The following is a 20,010-nucleotide window of genomic DNA, read 5'->3' as shown; positions in this document are numbered from 1 at the left end:
CAGCGCATCCAGTTAAAAACTGGAGTGGCACCGCTCATGCTGCGCCACTCCGCTTAAAACTTCAATATTTTCCTACCAAGGGGCTTTTTTGTGCTGTCCGTACAATCTGGGGCACTCCAAATGGAAAGGCGCGGTTTTTTTGATTTTATCGGTGGTAGAGCTTGTTGCTCTGATACTGGGGCTCGCAGGTGAGCTGCAGACCCAGCTTCTTATAGGTCATCTCGTCAGGGGGAGAGAGCATGACGGAGCAGTGGGCCTGGCAGCCCTTCAGCTGAGCCAGGGACCGCAGGGCCTGGGCGGCCTTGGGGTCGGCGTTGGCGGAAGAGGCCAGGGCGATGAGCACCTCGTCGGAGTGGAGGCGGGGGTTGTTGGAGCCCAGGAACTTCACCTTGACGGTCTGGATGGGCTCAATGGCACTCTGGGCGATCAGGTGTACCCCGTGGCCGCCCACGCCGGAGAGAGCCTTCAGCGCGTTGAGCAGAGCGGCGGCGGAGCAGCCCATCAGCTCGGAGGTCTTGCCGGTGACCATCTGGCCGTCAGGCAGCTCGATAGTCATGGCAGGCTCGCCGGTTTCCTCGGCCAGCTGATTGGCCTGAGCCACCACACTGCGCTCCGCGGTGGTCACTCCCGCCTGCTGCATCAGCAGCTCCAGCTTGTACACCGCGTGATCCACGTCCTTGCCCTGGCGGCGCTCACACAGGGCGTCGTAGTAGCGGCGCACGATCTCCTGCCGGGCGGCATCCTGACAGGCCTCGTCATCATAGATGCAGTTGCCCGCCATGTTCACACCCATGTCGGTGGGAGACTTGTAAGGGCAGGTGCCGGTGATCTTCTCAAACATGGCCGACAGGACGGGGAACACCTCCACGTCCCGGTTGTAGTTGACGGTGGTCTCCCCGTAGGCCTGGAGATGGAAGGGGTCGATCATGTTCACGTCGTCCAGGTCGGCGGTAGCCGCCTCGTAGGCCAGGTTCACCGGGTGCTTGAGGGGCAGGTTCCAGATGGGGAAGGTCTCAAACTTGGCATAGCCGGCAGTGACACCCCGCTTGTGCTCGTGGTAGAGCTGGCTCAGGCAGGTGGCCATCTTGCCGCTGCCCGGGCCGGGAGCGGTGATCACCACCAGGGGGCGGGTGGTCTCCACATAGTCGTTCTTGCCAAAGCCATCGTCAGAGACGATCTGGGCAATGTTGTGGGGATAGCCGGCGATGGGATAGTGGCGGTACACCCGCACGCCCAGGCTCTCCAACCGCTTCTGGAACAGGTCGGCGGCCTGCTGGCCGGCGTACTGGGTCACAACCACGCTTCCCACGTACAGATCCATGCCCCGGAAGGCATCGATCAGACGCAGCACATCGCTGTCGTAAGTGATGCCCAGGTCGCCCCGGACCTTGTTCTTTTCAATATCGGCGGCGTTAATGACCAGAATGATCTCCGCCTTGTCCTTCATCTGGGCCAGCATGCGGATCTTGCTGTCCGGCTCAAAGCCAGGCAGCACCCGGCTGGCGTGAAAGTCGTCAAACAGCTTGCCGCCAAACTCCAGGTACAGCTTGCCCCCGAACTGGGCAATGCGCTCCTGGATGTGCTGGGACTGCATGGTAAGATATTTTTGGTTGTCAAAGCCCTGTCTGGTCATACCGTCACCTCGTCATAGTTTACCCCCGGCGGGCAAGGCGGCCTTTCGGCGCGGACAGATCTCAAGTCTGCTTGTTCCACCGAGGGTTGATTGCAAATGATTTCAAAAATATTCAGCCTTTATTTTATGCTTTCCGGCACGGCCGCGTCAAGTGGTTTGCCCGAAAGAGTTGACCAGACCGAGGGGGAAGTTTTTGTGAAAAAAGCGGGTAGTATTCCCGGTTATTTTATGATAAAATGTAAAAACTATCCCCTTTTTTACGAAAGCTTTACGTTACCCCCGGGGCGGCCCGGGGGCTTTTTCCGGGAAATTTGCCCTTGGAGGTGCCCTTATGCTTTCTGAACAATTGCTGCACACCCTGCTGATCGTATGTCCCCTGGTCTTTTTGGGCGGACTGGTGGACGCGGTGGCCGGCGGCGGCGGACTGATCACACTGCCCGCCTATCTGCTGGCCGGCCTGCCTCCCCATGCCGCCTCTGCCACCAACAAGTGCGGCAACGTGTGGGGCACCCTGCTGGCCACCTACCGCTTTCTTAAGCGGGGCGAGGTCCATCTTTCCAGCGCGGTGTGCGGCGGCGTGGGCGCTCTCATCGGCGCTTGGGCCGGAGCAAAGCTCAACATGATCATGCCGGAGCGTTACCTCTATTATCTGATGCTGATCATCGTGCCGGTGATGGCTGTTTTCCTGCTGTTCAAGCGGGAGTTCGGTACCGAGGACCACTCCCATGAGCTCTCCCCCCGGCGGCTGCTGATCCTGTCTCTGGGAATCGGGCTGGTCATGGGCTGTTACGACGGCTTCTTCGGCCCCGGCGCAGGCACCTTCCTGATGCTGGCCTTTACCGGGCTGTGCAAATTCGACCTGCTCACCGCCTCGGGCAATACCAAGGTGGCAAACTCCGCCTCCAATGTGGCCTCTCTGGTCACCTTTGCCCTGGCCGGACAGGTGGTCTGGTCCGTGGGCATCCCCGCTGCCATCTGCGGCATCGCAGGAGGCTATGTGGGTTCCGGTCTGGCGCTGAAGAATGGAGCAAAGGTCATCCGGCCCATGTTCTTTGTGGTGCTGGCCCTGCTCACCATCCGCCTCATTTACGACCTACTTTTTTCGTGACCTACTTTTTTCGTGAAAAAAGTAGGCAAAAAAGCTTCCTGCAAAGCTTCGCTTTGCCTCTGCGCCCGAACCAAAAAGATACGTGGGAGTGACATCATCCGTCGCTCCCACGTTTTGTTTTTGTATTCTGCCCAGCCACCCTGGTCCTTCCAGAGTAGGCGGTGTGCGTACAGCGCAGGTATTCGCAAATTTCAGACCCGGTAGGGCCTAAGGCCCGGGGCAAGAAGGACCAGATGGTCTTGTTATCGGAGCCGCCGGACGCAAGTTCCAAGTTCTCAAGAGGGCGTCCTCCGTAAAATGGGGGCTTGGGGGAAAGGTGACTATGAGCGCCCGCTCCGCGCAGGCGCTCATCGGAGCCGTCCCCCGGCGATCTTTGGTTCTTTCCATCGCTGGAAAGAACATCCCCAGTTCCTCCGGGCGGCCATTGGCCGCCCTACTCTTTTATCCCCAGCAGCACCTGGGACACGCTCTGAGCAAACAGCCGCGCCCCGGCCAAGGCCTCGGTGAGTGTATTTCCGTGTCCCCCTACCTCTACCAGCAATGAGCCAGTGGACAGGTTCTGGTTATACCGGCTGTTGCGCAGCACAATGGGCCGGGCCAGGGTGACATAGTCAGAAATCAGCTCCTGCTGATATCGAATCGCCAGAGCCAGGTTGTCGATCCAGTAAGGGTGGGACGCTCCGCCGCCGTCGGTACCCACCACCAGCATCACCTGAGCCACTTTTTCCCCATTTTCCTGGCTGACCAGTTTATAGATGGATCCATCGTTTCCCACCAAGGCATCCCGGTGGACATCCAGAATGATTTTAATAGAGGGGTACTTGGCCAGCCAGTCCTTTACCGCCGCGCCCGATCGGTCATAGGCCCCGTTATAGGCGGGGTAGTCGTACAAATTGGTGTCGTGGATGACCTCAAACCCATTCTCCCGGAAAATTTGGGCCATCTCCTCCCCCACCCGCACCATGTTGCGGGTACAGTCGGTGGTGCGATAGGAATCGCTCTCCTGATAGGTGAGACCGTCGCTTTGGGAATAGGCCTCGCTGCCGTGGGTATGTAAAATCAGAATCTGAGGGCCTTCTCCCAGTGTAAAATGGACCATTCCCGCAGAAAATACCGATTCATCCAGGTTCTTGCCTGTGCGGTTATAGAGGTACACCCCATTTTGACTGAGGTACTGCCCTCCCTCCTTTCCTACACCGGTCATCTCCAGGATTCCGTCCTGAGACACCGGCGGCTGAAGGGGCGTATCCACCTGGTCATCGTCGTCCGGAGCCTCCTCCGGTTCTGTGGAGGGCTCCGATGAATCCGACGAGCCCTGCTGTTCCTGCTGCTGACCCTGAATTTGGCCTTCCACTTCGTCCTGTCCCGCCGAGAGCAGAGCAGACTGCCCCACCAGCAGTCGGTTCCAGCCTGTGAGACTCCCCTGCACGGTCTCTTCGGGCAGAGAGCCCAGCTGGCTCTCCAACAGAGCAACTGCCACCGCCGGGCGGTCCGCCCAGGTGCGCAGCACCTCTGTTACGCCCGACAGGTCGGCGGTCATCGTCACCCCCCACACTGCCACCGCCGCCAGACCAAGCCCCACGCCGCGGCGCATTGCCCGCTGCCAGTGGTTTTTTCTTCCTCGGTTTGCCATGGTACCACCCCTTATCCTGCGTGTCACTTCCACTGTATGTAAGAGGCGGCGGGGTTATGTCTACATGGGTATGTTATTCTTAGCGGGTTCCGCCCTGCGGGGCGGGTTCCTTTCTGGATCACCAGAAAGGAACCAAAGAGTGACTGGGGGGCTCCTTCGATGGACACCTGGCTTGCGCCGGTGTTCATAGGCGTCGCCCCCCAGACCCCCATTTACGGGGGACACCCTCCTGATGCTTGGCGGAAAACTTTCGGCGGTCCTAAAACAAGACCGTCTGGTCCTTCTTGCCCCGGACCTTAGGTCCTATGTGTGCAAAATGTAGTGGACAAGCGCGTTGCAATGACACCGCCTGCCCTGGCAGAACCGTGGCAGCTGGGCGGTTATGGGCACAAAATACGCATAAAAAGTGGGAGCGACGGAATCCGTCACTCCCACAGGAAAACTATATTACAGGCAAAGAGGCAAAGCGAAGCTTTGCAGGAAGTTCTTTTGCCTACTTTTCTTTCAAGAAAAGTAGGTCAGCACTTCTCGAAGATGGTAGCAACGCCCTGGCCGCCGCCGATGCACAGAGTAGCCAGACCCTTCTTGGCGTCGTCGCGCTTCTGCATCTCGTGCAGCAGGGTGACGATGATACGGGCGCCGGAAGCGCCGACGGGGTGACCCAGAGCGATGGCGCCGCCGTTGACGTTGACCTTGCTCATATCAAAGTGCAGCTCACGAGCCACAGCGATGGACTGAGCGGCAAAGGCCTCGTTGGCCTCGATCAGGTCCATATCCTCGATCTTCAGGCCGGCCTTCTCCATAGCCTGACGGGAAGCGGGCACAGGACCCACGCCCATGATCTTGGGATCCACGCCGCCCTGGCCCCAGGAGACCAGCTTGGCCATGGGCTTCAGGCCGTACTTCTCCACGGCCTCGCCGGAAGCCAGCACGATGGCGGCAGCGCCGTCGTTGATGCCGGAGGCGTTGGCAGCGGTGACACGCTGGACGTGCTTCTTGGTGTCGGCCTCATGGACCTGGGTGACCTCAAAGGTGTGGACGATCTCGTCCTCCACGCCCTCGGGACCCACGGGGAAGGCGCCGCGCAGCTTGGAGATACCCTCGGCGGTCACACCGGCGCGGGGGAACTCGTCCACCTTGAACTCCACCATTTCCTTCTTCTTCTTGATCATGATGGGCACGATCTCGTCGTCGAAGCGGCCGGCCTTCTGAGCAGCCTCAGCCTTATTCTGAGAGGAAGCGGCGAACTCGTCCAGCTCCTCGCGGGTGATGCCCCACACGTCGCAGATGTTCTCGGCGGTGGTGCCCATGTGATAGTTGTTATAAGCGTCCCACAGGCCGTCCTTGATCATGGTGTCCACGACCTTCTTGTCGCCCATGCGGGCGCCCCAGCGCTCATCAGGCAGAGCAAAGGGAGCAGCGGACATGTTCTCGGTGCCGCCGGCCAGGACCACATCGGCGTCGCCGGCCAGGATGCTGCGGGCGCCCTCGATGACGCTCTTCATACCGGAGCCGCACACCATACCCACGGTGTAAGCGGGAACCTGGAAGGGGATACCGGCCTTCACAGCGGCCTGGCGGGCAGGGTTCTGGCCCAGACCAGCGGTGAGGATGCAGCCGAACATGACCTCGTCTACCTGCTCGGGCTTCACGCCGGCGCGGCTCAGGGCTTCCTTCATGACCACAGCGCCCATCTCAGCGGCGGGCACATCCTTCAGGCTTCCGCCAAAGGAACCGATGGCGGTGCGGCAGCAGTTGACAACATAGACTTCTTTCATCGCTCTGTTACCTCCAAAAATGTGTTGTGGCGTCATAAGGCGCCCTTCGTTCCGCTCTTGACTGCATTATATCGAAGGAATCTGGAAAAATCAATACAATTTTTTGTGCTTTCTGGCCTCCTTTCTGTCTGAGAGTGACAAATTCACGCCATTTTAAGCAAAGTTGAGAACTTTTCCTCCGGTAATTCGTTAAATTTTTGACAAAATAATTTTTTGCCTGTTTTTTCTCTTTCTCAAAAAAATCACCGGCCTTCTCCCACAGCGGGAGAAGGCCGGTATTTTTTGCTTTTACTCGTGGAGGATGGGGAATACAGTCGTGTTCCATCCGGCGTACTGCGTCAGCCAGGCCAGGGTGTTTTCCGCGTTGGGGGTAAGGGTAATGCGCAGATCGGTGCTGTAACTGCTCCCAGCCTCGGAGACACTGTTTCTCGAGGGCACCTCAAAGACAAAGACCAGGTCGGTAACGTAGGTATTTTCCTGGCGCTGCTGGTCGTCAAAGAGATAACGCACCCCGATGGTGCCCGCGTCAAAGTCGGCGCGCACGGCCTTCCAAAGCTCTTGCAGCTGGGCGTTGGAGGCCCCCTCCAGGTAGAAGGGTTCGTTGGTATCCGTCTCCGTCTGTCCGCTCTGGGTACCGGCCCGGTCCAGATAGGCCTCCACCAGACGATACTTCTCAAAGCGGTCAAAGTCGTACATATCCTCCACCGCGTCTCGATCCTGAGCAATCTGATTCAGAGCCCAGGTCACGGTACCCTCTGTGTTCAGGTCCTCCATGTGGATGGGGATGTCGTAGTAACAGCGGCGCACAGTACGGCCGTCGGTCAAGGTGTAGGTCACATCCAGGCGGGTGTACTCCTCCCCAGCCTGATAGTGGGAGCTGCTGGTGTCCACCGTGTCCCGGTGGTCCAGAACGGCCTGATGCAGAGCGACGATCTTTTCGATCTGTCCGGGGTCGGTGACCTGGTAGCGGGTGGAGTCTCCGCTGTCGTAGGGGTAGTTGATGCGGCAATCTACATCGATGGATCCCACTTCATCTGCCTGGGGCACCCAGGCAGTAATGCCCATTACATCGGTAAGGCAGGCCACACACAGCACCGCCATGACCACAAAGCTGGCTGCCGCACCCTTCCAGTATTTCAGCACCCGGAAGGACTTGCACAGCAGCATTCGGGCCACAAAATAGCCCACCACAGCCCATACCACCACGCATACCGCCAGGGAGAGCCGGTTTCTCCATCCGAAGAAGGCAATGGTGTAGACGCCGAAGCACAGTCCGGAGCAGAAGGCCACGCCATACAGAAAGATGGGCCGCACCAGGCGCACGGAGACCACGTCCCCCGCCGACTCCACCTGCCGCTTCCGGTACACCAGCAGGGCCAGCACCGCCAGCACCACACCGGCGGCGGCGTAGGCGGCCACGGTACCGGGGCTCAGCAGGTACCATTCCCCCGTGGTGGCGGTCATTCCATTCACCGTCTCCTGTACCGGATCCCACTCCACGGCCTCGGTAAGGGGCCAGATTGGGGTAAGAATCTGGGCCAAAGCGCTTCCCCGGCCGCTGTGCCTGGAGAGCCCGAAGAAGAAATCGCTCAAAACTATGTTGATCAGCATATTGAGGACATAGGCCAGCATGTTTAAAATCCCGTAGAAGGCAGGCAGTGCCAGGATATGGCCGGTAAACATGGCGCAAAACGACGCAAAGGAGAAGAAGAACAGGCATACTCCGCTCTGTACCAGCAGCCAGATGCCCAGGCTGGCCAGGGAGGTTCCCCAGCATTTCTGAGCCACCAGGGGCAGCTCAACGGCCAGGGTGATGCCCGCCACCACCAGGTTGGGCAGCAGGGCAAAGGACAGTCCCGCCAGATACTGGGTGCCGAACAGGGTCTCCCGGCGCAGAGGTAGGGCATGCATCATGCAGGCGGAGCGGTTGTTGTAGAGGTAACCGAATACCGCCATGGCACACAGCACCCCGTAGCCGCAGGCCACAAACACCCCAAATTGCAGGGTATTGGGGATGTCTCGGGCATACTCTACCAGGCGGTTAGCCAGCTCCACCGAAGACACGGAGGCACCTCTCATAGAGAAGTAGTTGTTCAGCAGGTTGAAGGGGAGCAGAAACAGCCACATCAGGCCGTAGGCCACCCACAGAGGCCAGAACCGCAGCATGGTCTTGCGGTAGAGGGTGGAATTAAAGAACGATGTCCCGGACCGCATAGTCCTCACCTCCCAACTCATAAATAAAGATCTCCTCCAGATTCAGAGGCAGCATTTCCATCAAAATGGGATTCAGGGCCGCCATGCGCTCCTTGATCTGGGCGGGATCGCCCCGGACGATGAGGGTATACACCCGGCCGATCTGGCTGGTGTGCAGCACGTTCAGCCCCTCGGGCAGTGGAGGCAGGCCGGGCTCCTGGAAGGCCAGCTGCAGCTTGATGATGTTGTCCTGGAGGTCGGTGAGAGAGCGCTCCAGCAGCACCTTGCCGTGGGACAGGATACCCACATGGTCGCACACGTCCTCCAGCTCCCGCAGGTTGTGGGAGGAAACCAGCACGGTGGTGCCCCGCTGGGCCACGTCGCCCATGAGCAAAGACCACACCTGCCGCCGCATCACCGGGTCCAGGCCGTCCACCGGCTCATCCAGCACCAGCACCTTGGGCTGGCAGCACAGAGCCAGCCAGAAGGCGGACTGCTTCTGCATGCCCTTGGACAGGCGGCGGATGGGCTGGTTCTCGTCCACCTCCGGGAAAGCCTCCCGCAGGGCGTCGTAGCGTTTGTCGTCAAACTGGGGGTAGAGACCCCGGTAAAACTTCATCATATCCCGGGTGGAGGCGGAGTTGAAGTAGTAGAGCTCATCCGGGATGGCCGCCATCTCCGCCTTAATGGCCGGGTTTTCATACACATTCTGGCCGTGGACCAGGATAGAGCCGGAATCCGGCCGGTAGATGCCCATAATATGGCGCAAAATGGTGGATTTGCCCGCTCCGTTGGGACCCACCAGGCCGTAAATGGAGCCCTCCTCCACCTTCATGGTCAGGCCGTCCAGTGCCCGGAAGCCGTCAAAGCTTTTGACCACGTCGTTGATCTGGATCATTGGGCCGCTCCCCCTTTCAGATTTGCAATGCGGGTACACAGTGCGTCCCTTGTCAGCCCCAGGTACAGCAGCTCCGCCGCCGTCTGGTCAAAGGTGTGCAGCAGCCGCTCCTGCCGTCCCCGGTCTACACCGGTGTGCTCCGCCACAAAGGACCCCTTTCCCGGCACCGAGTACAGGTATCCCTCCGCCTCCAGAGCCTCATAGGCCCGCTGAATGGTGTTGGGGTTGATGGCCAGGGTGCTGGCCATCGCGCGCACGGAGGGGAGCTTCTCCCCCTGGACCAGAGCCCCCGTCACCACAAGGCGGCGCAGGCCATCCCGCACCTGTTCATAGATGGGGCGGGCGTCCCGATAATCTAAGCTTAACATTACGCCCTCCTTTCCGTCTGCCCGTGGGCAAACTGTATGGTCTGTATTAGTACACTAAGTGTATGTGTGAGGCCGGGGAAAGTCAATTAAGAAGGGTTTAAGATTTTCTTATGTTCAAGCAGGGTTCCGCCCTGCGGGGCGGGTTCCTTTCTGGATCACCAGAAAGGAACCAAAGAGTGACTGGGGGTGTGTCTCCGAGGAACGCCTCGCCGCAGGCGGGCGTTCCAAGTCGCCCCACCCCCAGACCCCCCGTTTACGGGGGACGCCCTCCTGAAAGATAGCACTTGCGTCCGGCGGCTCCGAAAACAAGACCTTGCGTCCTTCTTGCCTCGGCCCACTGGGGCCTGCCCAGGCCGAAATTTGCGGCATTCTGCGTTGAAATTTCACCGCCTGCCCTGGCATAACCGTGGCAGCTAGGCAGTTGTTGGGCGCCTTTATACGACCACCGCCGCACCAAACAGGTAGGCAGGCACCAGGCGGTGTACGATAGAAGCAGGCGTTCACAAATTTTGATGGAAAAAGGCCCCTGTGGGCCGAGAGTAGAAAGGCGCACGATCAAAATTTAGGCCGTCGGAAAGTTTGTAACAACCAAAGGGACATGCCCCCGTAGACAGGGGGACCGGGGGAAAGGTGACTGTGAGCGCCCGCTCCGCGAAGGCGCTCACCGGAGCCGTCCCCCGGCGATCTTTGGTTCTTTCCATCGCTGGAAAGAACATCCCCCATCTCCCCAAGCGGCCTAAGGCCGCTCTCCCCCCTTCATTTCTTTCAACTTTCTTCATCTCCCCCTTCCCCCGAAAAAAAGAACGTGTTATCATAGGGTCACCAGACAAAAGGAGGTATTTTCCCTATGTTCTCTTCCATTGGTCTTATCGGCGCGGGCACCATGGGCTCCGCCGTCCTCCAGGCTGCCGCCAAGGGCGCTCCCGGCGCGGCGCTGTATTGTTCCAACCGCACTCCCGCCAAGGCTCAGGCCCTGGCTCAGGAAGTGGGCGGCCAGGCTGTGGATAACGCCTCCGTGGCCCGCACCTGTTCTCTCATCTTCCTGGGGGTAAAGCCCCAGATGATGGCGGGCGTTCTGGCCGACCTGGCACCTGTCCTTGCTGCCCGCACCGACCGTTTCGTGCTGGCCTCCATGGCCGCCGGTCTGGACGGCGCGGCCATCCAGGACCTGGCCGGAGGCAAGTACCCGGTCATCTGCCTGATGCCCAACACGCCCGTGGCCGTAGGTGCGGGCGTGTTGCAGTATTACGGCGTGGATACCACCCAGGAGGAACTGGACGCCTTCCAGACTCTTATGGCTCCCGCCGGACTGGTGGACCCCATCGAACCCCACCTCCTCCCCGCTGCCAGCGGCGTGTCCGGCTGCGGCCCCGCCTTCTGCGCTCTGTTCATTGAGGCCCTGGCCGACGGCGGAGTGGCCTGCGGCCTGCCCCGTGCCAAAGCCCTGGCCTATGCCGCCCAGATGGTGGAGGGCACCGCCAAGCTGATGATGGAGAAGGGCCTGCACCCCGGCCAGCTCAAGGACAGGGTCTGTTCCCCCGGCGGCACCACCATCCAGGGTGTGCGTGTGCTGGAGGAGCGCGGCTTCCGCGCCGCCGCTATAGATGCGGTGATCGCAACCTTTGAAAAAAACAAGGAGCTGGCCAAATAAGTTTCTATTCCTGATATGAGGGGGTTTATTCCATGAGAATCGTTGTAAAAGTCGGCACCTCCACCCTGGCCCACGCCACCGGGCGGCTGAACATCCGCCACGTGGAGGAGCTGGTCAAGGTACTCTCCGATTTGAAAAATGCCGGTCATCAGGTCATTCTGGTCTCCTCCGGCGCCATCGGCATGGGCGTGGGCAAGCTGAACCTGCCCGGCAAGCCCTCCGACATGCCCACTAAGCAGGCTGCCGCCGCTGTGGGCCAGTGTGAGCTGATGTACACCTACGATAAGCTCTTCCTCCAGTATAACCACACCGTGGCCCAGGTGCTGCTCACCGGCGAGGATGTGGACCACCCCGAACGCCGGGAGAACTTCGAAAACACCATGGAGCGCCTGCTGGAGCTGGGCGCCCTGCCTGTCATCAACGAGAACGACACCATCGCCACGGCTGAGATCAAAGTGGGCGACAACGATACCCTAGGCGCCATTGTGGCCTGCTGCACTAAGGCCGACCTGCTGGTGCTTCTCAGCGACATCGAGGGCCTGTACACCGCCGATCCCCGCAAGGACCCCAACGCCAAGCTCATCCCCACCGTGGAGGAAGTCACCCCGGAGATCGAGGCCCTGGCCGGCGGCGTAGGCTCCAGCCTGGGCACCGGCGGCATGGCGACGAAACTCCGGGCCGCCAAGATGGTTACCGCCCAGGGCTGTGACATGGTCATCACCAACGGCGAGCACCCCGAGCGGCTCTACGACATTGCCGAAGGCAAGGACGTTGGCACCCGCTTTGTGGCTCATAAGGCCTGATTTTTCAATACGTTTCGTATTACAATTTCTATTATCTACATTTTATCATCGCTCTTCGGGATAAAATCCGGCTGTTTGGGTCCGGAGAGTGAGTCAAAGGAGGTCGTACGATGACGACATTGGAACTGCTGGAAAAGGCCCGTGCTTCTAAGGGGGCTATGTCTCTGGCGGACACCGAGACCAAAAATAACGCTCTGCTGGCTATGGCTGACGCGCTGATGGAGCATCAGCAGGCCATTCTCACCTCCAACCAGGCCGACCTGGAGGCCGCCCGCGGCACCGTGTCTGAGGTCATGCTGGACCGGCTGGCCCTCAGCCCCGAGCGCATCGCAGGCATGGCCCAGGGCATCCGGGAGGTGGCCGCCCTCCCCGACCCGGTGGGCGCCGTTCTCCAGCGGGTGGAGCGCCCCAGCGGCATCGTGGTGGAAAAGACGGCGGTACCCATGGGTGTTATTGCTATTATCTACGAGAGCCGCCCCAACGTCACCTCTGACGCCGCCGCTCTGGCCTTGAAGGCGGGTTCCGCCTGTGTGCTCCGGGGCGGCAAGGAGGCCCACCGCTCCGCCGCCGCCATTGTAGGCGCGCTGAAGGAAGGGCTCCAGCGGGCGGGTCTCCCTGCCGACGCCCTCCAACTGGTGGAGGACACCACCCGCGCCTCTGCCAACGAGCTGATGACGGCCAGCGGCTATGTGGACCTGCTCATCCCCCGCGGCGGCGCGGGCCTCATCCGTGCCTGTGTGGACAACGCCACCGTACCCGTCATTGAGACAGGCACCGGCATCTGCCACGTCTATGTGGACGGCCAGGCCGACCAGGCCATGGCCCTGGACATTCTGGAGAACGCCAAGTGCTCCCGCCCCAGCGTGTGCAACGCCTGCGAGGTGTGCCTGGTGGACGAGACCATCGCCGGGGAATTTCTCCCCAAGCTGCAAAAGCGTCTGACCCAGGACCGCGCTGCCCAGGGCCTGCACCCGGTGGAGCTGCGCCTGGACGAGGCCGCCCAGGCCATCATCTCCGGTACACCTGCCGTGGAAAAGGACTTTGATACCGAATTCCTGGACTACATCCTGGGCGTCAAGGTGGTAAAGGGCGTGGCCGAGGCCATCGCCCACATTGCCGCCCACTCCACCGGCCACTCTGAGGCCATTGTCACCGCCGACGAAAAGGCCGCCCGGGCCTTCCTCAACCAGGTGGACTCTGCCGCCGTCTACTGGAATGCCTCCACCCGCTTTACCGACGGAGGCGAGTTTGGACTGGGCTGTGAGATGGGCATCTCCACCCAGAAGCTCCACGCCCGGGGACCCATGGGGCTCCAGGAGCTGTGTACCTATAAGTACATCATCCGGGGCACCGGTCAGACCCGCTGACTGTTTGGAGAGTCGGCTCTTTCCGCCATTTTCCGGGTGACAAAATCGCCTGTTTGGAGGTATAATGAAGGTGGGAAAAAGGGGGCCTTTTCCCACCCAGTTCTCCGCGCTCCGGCGCGGAGCCCAGCTGGATCTTGATGTACCATCCACCCTTGTGATTTTGGAAAGGACTGATTCCAATGAACCACTACATGAAGGAGTTCTGCCAGACCACCGGGGAACTGTTAGGCTCTGAGCAGGTACGGATGATGGGCCGCTGGTGCCATCATAACCGCATCACCACCCTGGACCACTCCCTGTTTGTGGCTTACTGGTCGTTCCGCGCCGCCCGGGCTCTGGGCCTGGACGAGACCGCTGCCGCCAGAGGCGGACTCCTGCACGATTTGTACCTCTACGACTCCCGTGACAAATCGGCCCACCCGGGCTGGCAGTGCTTTGACCATCCCCGGGCCGCCGCCCGCAACGCCCAGGGGCTTACCGACCTGAGCGACAAGGAGCGGAATATTATCCTCTCCCACATGTGGCCCTTGGGCGGAGCGCTGCCCCGGTCTATGGAGGCCTGGCTGGTGGATGTGGTGGATACCCTGTGCGCCGGTATGGAGCTCAGCGGCATCTATGACCCCAGCCGCCTGCGCCGCCGCCTTGGCGTGGAGCCTATCACCGAAGCCAAGGAGGAGCCTTCTCCGGCCTTCTCCTGACCTACTTTTCTTGAAAGAAAAGTAGGCAAAAGAACTTTGTTCGAAACTTCGTTTCGCCTCTGTGCCCGTAAAGAACTCTCTGGGTAGGAGCGACATTTCCGTCGCTCCTACTTTTTTATTTTTTGCGTAGAAACGCCCCCCTATTGAAACGCACGACAACACCTGTACCCAACAGGAAGGGATGCACCAGGCGGTGTGTGATCGAAGCAGCGACTTGCAAATTTTGATGGCAGCAGGCCCCAGTGGGCCGAGAGGAGAGGGCTGCACGGTCAAAACTTAGGCCGCCGGGGATGACCAAACAACCGAAGGGACACGCTCCCGTAATGGGGGTCTGGGGGCAATGACTGTGAGCACCGCCGCAGGCAAGGTGCTCACCGGAAGCGGCCCCCAGCGGGTCTTTGGTTCCTTTCTGACCGCTCAGAAAGGAACCCGCCCCGCAGGGCGGAACCCTCTCAACAAAAAAGTGGGAGCGACCTGAGCAGTCACTCCCACAAAAAGTCTCATATCCGGGCGAGGAAGGGAAACGAAGTTTCCCGCCAAGTTCTTTGCCAAGCTTTCTTACAAGAAAGCGGAGGGGAGTTTACACAGCAGTTCCTCCGCCTGGGTGCGGACATGCAGCTTGTTGGCATTGTCCAGCACAAATTCCAGATGCATCTGCGCCTGCTGCCATTTCTCCCGCTGGTAGCAGTAAACCGCCAGCGCCATATGGGCCGCCACCTTTTCCCGCAGGCACCCGGCCCGCTCCAGATCCTGCTGGAGCAGAGGCTCCAGCTGGGGGGGCGCCGCCTGCATCAGCGCAAAGGAGCGCCGCTGGTTCATGACCCGGTCCACCAATGCCCGCTGGTTGGCCCGCATTTTCGGCTTCAAGGCGGTGAGTTTTTCCGCCGCCCACTCCTGCCGGGGATCACCGGAGGGCAAGGCCGCGCTCCAGACCAGCAGAGCCAGGGCATCCTTTGTCAGCCGGGGATGATTGGCCACACGGTCCAGCACCGGAAGGGCCTCCTTATCCTTTCCCAGCAGAGACAGCGCCCAACTCTGATAGACCTGAAAGAGCAGACTGTCCGGATTCTGGCGGCAGACGGTGCGGCACAGCTCCAGCAGGGGTTCCGGGTCGCAGTGGTGATCCAGCGCGGCCAGCGCCGGACGCATGGCGATTCGGGGTTGAAAATTGATGACGACCCACCCCGCCAAAATCCAGGCTATCGCCAGCAGGTATCCGGTCAGCAGCGCCCAGCCCTTCAAGCCGGAGGCAGCACACGACAACAGCGCCAAAATCGCCGGGGCACTCCAAATCCAAAACGCCGTGCGGGCCCGGGTCAAAAGAAAGTTCCTCATACATGGTCCCCCAAAGAAAATGAAATGATGTGAGGCAACCATACCACACATCATTTCAATAAACCCATATAAATCTTTAAGAAATGGAAAATTTTATCCGTTGAACTTGTTCATAGCGCGGTCGGGCCCCTCTTTGATATAGCACTCCACCGCGTCGGCACAGCGCTCCACGGCGGCGGCAATGGCCTTGCGGTCCTCACCCTGGAACTTGCCCAGCACCCAGTCGGCCAGGTCATAGTCGGGATGGGGCTTTTTGCCCACGCCTACCCGGATCCGGGGGAACTGGTCGGTGCCCAGGTGCTGAATAATGCTCTTGAGCCCGTTGTGTCCTCCGGCGGAGCCGCTCTTGCGGATGCGCAGCTTTCCCACGTCCAGGGCGGTGTCGTCGGAGATCACTATAATATGCTCCGGGGGGATTTTATAGAAGTCAGCGGCAGGGCGCACCGCCTCGCCGGACAGGTTCATATAGGTCACCGGCTTCATCACCAGCACCTTTTCCCCGGAAATGGTGAATACATTGGTCAGGGCCTTGAATTTCAGCTTCTGGATGGGCAGACGGTACCGCTCGCCCAGTTGGTCAGCCACCATAAAGCCCACATTGTGGCGGGTATTGTCATACTGGTCCCCGGGGTTGCCCAAGCACACCAGCATCCAGGATGCTCCGCCGGAACTGCGATGGAAAAACATGCTATCCCTCACTTGCTGCGTAAAATGCACTGGGGCGGGCAAATGCCCGCCCCAGTGGGATACGGAAAATCAGGTAAACAGGCGGGAAACGGAAGTCTCCTCGTAGATGTGGCTGATGGCCTCGGCAAACATGTGAGCCACAGAGATATAGCGGATCTTGTCGCACTTCATGCCGGGCTTGGGGGGAATGGTATCCAGGAAGACCACCTCGTCCATGACGCTGTCGGTGATGCGCTGGACAGCGGGGCCGGAAAGCAGGCCGTGGGTAGCCACAGCAGTAACGTCCTTGGCGCCGCCGATGTCCACCAGAGCCTTGGCAGCGTGGCACAGGCTTCCGCCGGTGTCCACCATGTCGTCCAGCAGGATGACGTGCTTGTCCTTTACGTCGCCGATGATGTTCATGACCTCAGAGGAGTTGGCCTTCTGACGGCGCTTATCCACGATGGCCAGAGGCATGTTCAGCTTCTGAGCGAAGGCGCGGGCGCGAGCCACGCTGCCCACGTCAGGAGAAACCACCATGGTGTCGTCCTGGACAGCGGCGAACTTGCGGAAGCACTCGCTGACAAACAGAGGAGAGCCCAGCAGGTTGTCCACCGGGATGTCGAAGAAGCCCTGGATCTGGTTGGCGTGCAGGTCCATGGTCAGCACCCGGTCGGCGCCGGCGCGGGTGATCAGGTTGGCCACCAGCTTGGCAGAGATGGGATCGCGGGGCTTGGTCTTGCGGTCCTGACGGGCATAGCCAAAGTAGGGGATGACGGCGGTGATGCGGCCGGCGGAGGCGCGGCGCAGCGCGTCGATCATAATGAGCAGTTCCATCAGGGCGTCGTTTACGGTGTGCATCTTTCCGTCCTTCTCAAAGGGGCAGGTGGACTGCACCACAAAGACGTCAGACCCGCGGACGGTCTCGTAGATGGAGGCAAAGTTTTCGCCGTCGGCGAAGGAGCCTACCTCAGAATTGCCCAGGGGTACCCCGAGTTCCTGGCAGATGGCCTTGGCCAGGTTGGGGTTCGAGTTGCCCGTGAAAATCTTGATGCTCTTCCCGTGTGTGATCATAATCAACTTCCTTCCGTTTTTCGTGGAGCGGCTCGAAGGCCTTGCTCCGTGTTCCTGTACCTTCTCCTGTAAATGACTGCATGAAAAAGATTCTGGACGGCTGAAAAAACGCGGGCCGGCCGTCGTTCCAGGTTCTCGGCGGAGAACCGGTGCCGACAGCCTTAACTTGAACCGGCGCCGGCATTGCGCCGGAGCCGAAGATGCTCTTGATCCGCGCAGGCCCGGCAGGTAAAACACCCACCAGCCTTTGACCAGGTAAAAGGTCGGGATTGGCAAAGCCATTATAGCATACCTGAACGGAAAATTTGACCCCCTCCAGGGGATTTTTTTCAAAAACTTTCGTTTTCTTCACTTTCCTCCAAAAAGGTAGGAAAAAGGAGTGGGAACAGCAGGGCAAACTGTGCACAGCGACGAGGCTTTTTGTATAAAGCACATCCTTTTAACAATATCCTTTCTATTAGTTTGCCCATTTTTCAGGGGAAAAAACCTCCTTTTGTGGTGGTAAACATATACGTAAAAAATGGGAGCGACGAAATACGTCACTCCCACGGAAAACTTTACTTACGGGCGCAGAGGCGAAGCGGAGCTTCGCACAAAGTTCTTTTGCCTGCTTTTCTTTCAAAAAAGCAGGTGGGAGCGACCGGATATGTCACTCCCACCGGCAATCTTACTTACGGGCGTCGAAGCAAAGCGAAGCTTCGCACAAAGTTCTTTTGCCTGCTTTTCTTTTAAGAAAAGCAGGTGGGAGCAACGGAACACGTCACTCCCACTGGCAATCTTACTTACGGGCGCAGAAGGGAAACGAAGTTTCCCATAAAGTTCTTTGCCAAGCCGGGCAAAAATATTTTGCCCGCCTGCAAATTTTGCAGTCAGTTTCTGTCTGCAAAATTTGTGTTGATTGCACGTGAAAGACACCCCTCCTGGGTTTCTTTCACACTATCTTCCTTCCCGCAGATGGAAAACGCAGTTTTCCACAAAGTTCTTTTGCCTACTTTTCTTTCAAGAAAAGTAGGTTAGGGTTCTCCTTCCAGGAAGTAGCTGGCCTCCATATCGGCGGTGGCCAAGGCGAATGCCAGCGGATACTTCTGAAACGCCTGGCCCACCGTTCTGGAATCCTCCGGTCCGGAGAAACCCATATGCCAACGAATGGCCATGGCCTCCTCCCGGGTCAGGCGGATATAGCCGTTGGCGATGTACACGCTCTTCTCCCCGTGACCATAGGGCAGCGGGTCGTCAAAGGTGTAGGTGGGCACCTTCTCCCACTGGCCGGTGGCGTCGTTCTTCACGTTCCGGAACCCCTTCTTATAGCACCCGATCTTGCACAGATCGTGGAGCAGTGCCACCACGGCCACCGTCTCCTCGCTGTACTCCAGGCCGTAAAGCTCCTGCACCCGCTCCCGCTGGAGGTAATCCACCAGGCAGTGGTACACGTTCAGGCTGTGCTCGCACAGCCCGCCCTCACAGGACAGATGATACCGCGCCGAGGCAGGGGCGGTAAAAAAGTCGCTTTTGTGCTCCAAAAAATTCAGCAGCGCGTCGGCGCCGGGACGGGTGATCTTCTCCTTGAACAGCTCAATAAATTCCTCTTTTCCGGACATAGGCTCCTCCTGTGACCCGCTTGCGGGTGGTTTTTTCCTATTCTACCACACCGCCGCTTCAAACGGAAGCGCCACTACTCCTAATCCATATTTCTCAAATACGCCTCCGCCCCATAGCGCAGGCAGCGCTGCAGCCGCCGCTCTCCCCGCTTGATGGTGCGGGAGATGGTGGACCGGTCCACCCCCAGCCGCTCCCCGATCTCCCGCATGTTATACCCCTGGGCATAATACATCAGCAGCGTCTGCCGCTGGCGCTCGGTCACATCCTCCTGGAGCGCCCGGATGAGGTTACGCTTGAGACGGCTGATCTCCTTGCTGTTGTCAGAGGCCATCTGCATGCTGTACAGAGCCATGTCGGCGGCGTACAGCTTTCCTCTCCTATAGCGTGTATTTGGCATTTCGGCGGTACCCCCTCTCATAGTAGCGCTCGGTGAGCACAGCCAGCTCTCTGGCCTCCCGCAGCATGGTGGACAGCATGTGGATGCGGTGCTCCAACACCAGCCGCTGTTTTTCATTTCGGGTCCGCTCCAGCACCGCCTCCAGCTGACAGATGCGCAGATCCAGCATCCGGGCATGTTCCCGGTACTCCACAGACAGTTCCAACAGGGTCATGACTCTCTCTCTTCCTCCTCTTCTTCCCGCGCGGCACACTCCGCGCAGATGCTCCGTCCCTCCCGCCAGACCATCCGGTCCCAGCGGTACTGCTCCCCGCCGCAGCAGGGACAGTAGGCCGCCGGAGGCGCCTGCTGCACATCCCGCAGCGGCAGAAGCAGGGAATTTCTTTGGCTCTGGGCCGTGTAGGAACACTCCTTTCTCCCTTTCAAAAAAATTTTTTCAATTTTCAAAATCGGGCTTGACAAAGTGTACGTTCTTTGGTAAAATAACACCTGCTGTTGGACAGCACTCTTGATGCGCTGGTGTAGCTCAGCCGGTAGAGCAGCTGATTTGTAATCAGCAGGTCGGGGGTTCGAATCCGTCCACCAGCTCCACAATTTCATATCTGGAGGAGTTCCCGAGTGGCCAAAGGGGGCAGACTGTAAATCTGTTGCGTTAGCTTCGGTGGTTCGAATCCACCCTCCTCCACCAAAAATCCTGAATGCGTCAGCGTTCAGGATTTTTTCTTCTTCCCTCTTCCTTCTTACCCGCTCGTTCGCATTCAGGATTTTTGGAGGGAAGAAGTAAAAGGCAAGAGGGAAGAAGTAAGGTG

Annotated in this window: 19 protein-coding genes and 2 tRNA genes; 8 read left to right on the top strand and 13 right to left on the bottom strand. The window is 59.4% G+C overall.

The annotated features are described in order from the left end of the window. Positions 1 to 145 precede the first annotated feature (145 nt). A complete protein-coding gene (locus ACEVJL_RS10790) occupies positions 146 to 1,633 on the bottom strand; it encodes a DUF1846 domain-containing protein (protein WP_374737838.1) in 1,488 nt (495 codons plus the stop codon). Between the two features lie 331 nt (positions 1,634 to 1,964). On the opposite strand from ACEVJL_RS10790, the gene ACEVJL_RS10785 reads away from it, so the two are divergent. Further along, entirely contained in the window at positions 1,965 to 2,741 is a 777-nt protein-coding gene (locus ACEVJL_RS10785) for a TSUP family transporter (protein WP_110441679.1), read from the top strand. 433 nt (positions 2,742 to 3,174) lie between these two features. On the opposite strand, the gene spoIIP is transcribed toward ACEVJL_RS10785, so the two are convergent. The 5 genes from spoIIP to ACEVJL_RS10760 form a co-directional block, all read right to left on the bottom strand. Then, the gene (spoIIP, locus tag ACEVJL_RS10780) at positions 3,175 to 4,374 is read right to left on the bottom strand and encodes a stage II sporulation protein P (RefSeq protein ID WP_235398137.1); all 1,200 of its coding nucleotides are present in this window, start codon (positions 4,372 to 4,374) and stop codon (positions 3,175 to 3,177) included. Between the two features lie 518 nt (positions 4,375 to 4,892). After that, positions 4,893 to 6,152: an acetyl-CoA C-acetyltransferase gene (locus ACEVJL_RS10775; protein WP_325207734.1), complete on the bottom strand. Its 1,260-nt coding sequence runs from the start codon at positions 6,150 to 6,152 to the stop codon at positions 4,893 to 4,895. A gap of 288 nt (positions 6,153 to 6,440) precedes the next feature. Beyond that, positions 6,441 to 8,366, bottom strand: a complete 1,926-nt coding sequence (locus ACEVJL_RS10770; RefSeq protein ID WP_374737837.1) for a hypothetical protein — start codon at positions 8,364 to 8,366, stop codon at positions 6,441 to 6,443. Then, positions 8,341 to 9,243, bottom strand: a complete 903-nt coding sequence (locus ACEVJL_RS10765) for an ABC transporter ATP-binding protein (protein ID WP_374737836.1) — start codon at positions 9,241 to 9,243, stop codon at positions 8,341 to 8,343. The genes ACEVJL_RS10770 and ACEVJL_RS10765 overlap by 26 nt, the downstream gene beginning before the upstream one ends. Next, on the bottom strand, positions 9,240 to 9,611 hold the full coding sequence (locus ACEVJL_RS10760) for a GntR family transcriptional regulator (RefSeq protein ID WP_008982274.1): 372 nt from the start codon (positions 9,609 to 9,611) through the stop codon (positions 9,240 to 9,242). The genes ACEVJL_RS10765 and ACEVJL_RS10760 overlap by 4 nt, the downstream gene beginning before the upstream one ends. An 847-nt stretch (positions 9,612 to 10,458) precedes the next feature. Between ACEVJL_RS10760 and proC the strand changes: the two genes are divergently transcribed. The 5 genes from proC to ACEVJL_RS10735 all read left to right on the top strand — a co-directional run bounded on the left by proC (position 10,459) and on the right by ACEVJL_RS10735 (position 14,608). After that, positions 10,459 to 11,262: a pyrroline-5-carboxylate reductase gene (gene proC / locus ACEVJL_RS10755; RefSeq protein ID WP_374737835.1), complete on the top strand. Its 804-nt coding sequence runs from the start codon at positions 10,459 to 10,461 to the stop codon at positions 11,260 to 11,262. 32 nt (positions 11,263 to 11,294) lie between these two features. Beyond that, positions 11,295 to 12,065, top strand: coding sequence for a glutamate 5-kinase (proB, locus tag ACEVJL_RS10750; RefSeq protein ID WP_110441674.1), 771 nt, complete (start codon positions 11,295 to 11,297; stop codon positions 12,063 to 12,065). 110 nt (positions 12,066 to 12,175) lie between these two features. Further along, positions 12,176 to 13,432 (top strand): glutamate-5-semialdehyde dehydrogenase, encoded by a 1,257-nt coding sequence (locus ACEVJL_RS10745; RefSeq protein ID WP_374737834.1) that lies wholly within the window; start codon positions 12,176 to 12,178, stop codon positions 13,430 to 13,432. Between the two features lie 179 nt (positions 13,433 to 13,611). Continuing rightward, complete coding sequence (locus ACEVJL_RS10740) at positions 13,612 to 14,130, top strand: HD domain-containing protein (protein ID WP_374737833.1); 519 nt, start codon at positions 13,612 to 13,614, stop codon at positions 14,128 to 14,130. Positions 14,131 to 14,470: 340 nt separating this feature from the next. Beyond that, positions 14,471 to 14,608 carry a hypothetical protein gene (locus tag ACEVJL_RS10735; RefSeq protein WP_020989958.1) on the top strand — a complete coding sequence of 46 codons (138 nt, stop codon included), beginning with the start codon at positions 14,471 to 14,473 and terminating at the stop codon, positions 14,606 to 14,608. An 80-nt stretch (positions 14,609 to 14,688) separates the two neighbouring features. Here the strand turns inward: ACEVJL_RS10735 and ACEVJL_RS10730 are convergent, their stop codons facing one another. The 7 genes from ACEVJL_RS10730 to ACEVJL_RS10700 all read right to left on the bottom strand — a co-directional run bounded on the left by ACEVJL_RS10730 (position 14,689) and on the right by ACEVJL_RS10700 (position 19,627). Next, on the bottom strand, positions 14,689 to 15,465 hold the full coding sequence (locus ACEVJL_RS10730) for a hypothetical protein (protein ID WP_374737832.1): 777 nt from the start codon (positions 15,463 to 15,465) through the stop codon (positions 14,689 to 14,691). A 93-nt stretch (positions 15,466 to 15,558) separates the two neighbouring features. After that, entirely contained in the window at positions 15,559 to 16,152 is a 594-nt protein-coding gene (gene pth / locus ACEVJL_RS10725) for an aminoacyl-tRNA hydrolase (RefSeq protein WP_235398118.1), read from the bottom strand. A gap of 69 nt (positions 16,153 to 16,221) precedes the next feature. Next, the gene (locus tag ACEVJL_RS10720; RefSeq protein WP_008982281.1) at positions 16,222 to 17,205 is read right to left on the bottom strand and encodes a ribose-phosphate pyrophosphokinase; all 984 of its coding nucleotides are present in this window, start codon (positions 17,203 to 17,205) and stop codon (positions 16,222 to 16,224) included. Between the two features lie 1,013 nt (positions 17,206 to 18,218). Then, a complete protein-coding gene (locus tag ACEVJL_RS10715) occupies positions 18,219 to 18,803 on the bottom strand; it encodes a hydrolase (RefSeq protein WP_110441671.1) in 585 nt (194 codons plus the stop codon). Positions 18,804 to 18,883: 80 nt separating this feature from the next. Next, complete coding sequence (locus ACEVJL_RS10710; protein WP_020989961.1) at positions 18,884 to 19,201, bottom strand: sigma-70 family RNA polymerase sigma factor; 318 nt, start codon at positions 19,199 to 19,201, stop codon at positions 18,884 to 18,886. Beyond that, entirely contained in the window at positions 19,182 to 19,415 is a 234-nt protein-coding gene (locus tag ACEVJL_RS10705; protein ID WP_008982284.1) for a hypothetical protein, read from the bottom strand. Before ACEVJL_RS10705 ends, ACEVJL_RS10710 begins: the two co-directional genes overlap by 20 nt. After that, entirely contained in the window at positions 19,412 to 19,627 is a 216-nt protein-coding gene (locus ACEVJL_RS10700; RefSeq protein WP_374737831.1) for a hypothetical protein, read from the bottom strand. The genes ACEVJL_RS10705 and ACEVJL_RS10700 overlap by 4 nt, the downstream gene beginning before the upstream one ends. Before the next feature lie 89 nt (positions 19,628 to 19,716). Between ACEVJL_RS10700 and ACEVJL_RS10695 the strand changes: the two genes are divergently transcribed. Next, a tRNA-Thr gene (locus ACEVJL_RS10695) sits at positions 19,717 to 19,792 on the top strand. 13 nt (positions 19,793 to 19,805) lie between these two features. After that, positions 19,806 to 19,889, top strand: a tRNA-Tyr gene (locus tag ACEVJL_RS10690). Positions 19,890 to 20,010: the final 121 nt, after the last annotated feature.

The sequence above is a fragment of the Flintibacter porci genome (assembly GCF_041925195.1).
GTDB classification, from domain to species: Bacteria; Bacillota; Clostridia; order Oscillospirales; family Oscillospiraceae; genus Lawsonibacter; species Lawsonibacter porci.
This window is presented reverse-complemented; position numbering and strand designations above follow the sequence as displayed.